Source organism: Paenibacillus sp. 01T422, assembly GCF_056398785.1.
This window is the reverse complement of record NZ_JBFTQB010001250.1, coordinates 1-1,395: the sequence shown is the minus strand read 5'-3', so window position 1 is coordinate 1,395 and position 1,395 is coordinate 1. Positions and strand designations below refer to the sequence as shown.

Genomic DNA, 1,395 nt, shown 5'->3' with positions numbered 1-1,395 from the left:
GAGCTAGGCGCCCCTGACTGGTAGCGTCCACTTGTTATTACCGCCGATTCCTACTTCTTTTTTCAGCAAATGCACATCTTTTACTCGATTAACTCCAGTTTCTACCACTAATATTACCAATCCACCTAATTTCGGGCAGTCGCCGCCGATTCAGACGGAGGATAACTCATCCAGCTACATGCAAAAAATCGCCTTCAGGGAACTCCCCAAAGACGATTCTAGTGCACGTCACCTTTTTTTTATCTCAAAAAATTCGCACTCATCCCGATCATAGTAAGCTAAATCAGCAACACGCGACTGCAAAACGACGGTCGTTTCGCTGAAACGAAGGACAATCGCGTTCGAATCGACAATGTGATCGTTTTTGAAAACACGGACAAGGGCTCCTTTTTCCACAGCCTCCTGAAAATCGGAATCCGTCACTAATCGTTGGTTAACAGCCATACTCAGCATTCTCCTTGCCTGTGTAAAATAGTTCTTCAATTGTACCACAAGGCGCCAACAATCTCCCGTTCTCCACGAACGCCTACTCTTCGCCCAGCATACAATGTAGCACCAGAGAGTCTATTTCCGGATACAGACGAAATGGACTCCCAATTGCTGCATGGGCAGAGAGGATGCGTGATCCCGATGGACATTCAATTACTACCGATTCATTGGGTTTATCTAGTATTTATTGGCTTTATTCTTACTCTTTTAATCAAACGTAGAGACACCACGATGATTTGTGTGGTTGGGATTTTCGCGCTGGGTTTATTAGCAACGGAAACATTAAGCGGTTCAGTATCAGGGGTATTCAACAGCTTTATTTATGCAACCAAAGAGTTGATGGGGACAATCATGATTATCTCGATCATCGTGGCGATGAGTCGTGTGCTCATACGCACAGGCATTAATGAAACGATGGTCGCTCCATTGACCCACTTTCTGAGGACGCCGGCGCTTGCTTTCTGGGGTATCGGGATCATCATGATGGTCACTTCCTGGTTCTTCTGGCCGTCTCCCGGTGTTGCGCTCATAGGGGCGGTGCTGCTGCCTGTGGCTGTACGTGTGGGTTTACCTGCATTAGGTGCAGCCATGGCGATGAACTTGTTCGGACACGGGATCGCGCTTTCAGGGGATTACATTATTCAAGGGGCGCCCAAATTAACAGCGGATGCCGCTGGTTTGCCAGTAACTGCGGTGATGGAAGCAAGTGTGCCGCTTGTTATTGTTATGGGGCTTGTCACAACGGTAACCGCTTTCTGGATGATGCGAAGGGATATTAAGAGGGGTACATGGCGCGACGGTCTTGTGACGAGCGGTACCGGAGATAAGGATTCGCTGCTTTCCTCCGAGCAAGATGCCAAGTCCAATATCGCTGCTTTCCTCCGAGCAAGATGCCAAGTCCAATAT

1 protein-coding gene and 1 pseudogene are annotated in these 1,395 nt (G+C 48.2%); one reads left to right on the top strand and one right to left on the bottom strand.

Features of this window, described 5'->3' with window-relative positions:
• Window positions 1-228 precede the first annotated feature (228 nt).
• Window positions 229-444 (bottom strand): hypothetical protein, encoded by a 216-nt coding sequence (locus tag AC1DUA_RS37675; RefSeq protein ID WP_477504584.1) that lies wholly within the window; start codon window positions 442-444, stop codon window positions 229-231.
• A 186-nt stretch (window positions 445-630) separates the two neighbouring features.
• Here AC1DUA_RS37675 and AC1DUA_RS37670 point away from each other — a divergent pair.
• Window positions 631-1,395: pseudogene (locus AC1DUA_RS37670) on the top strand (hypothetical protein); the annotation flags it as partial.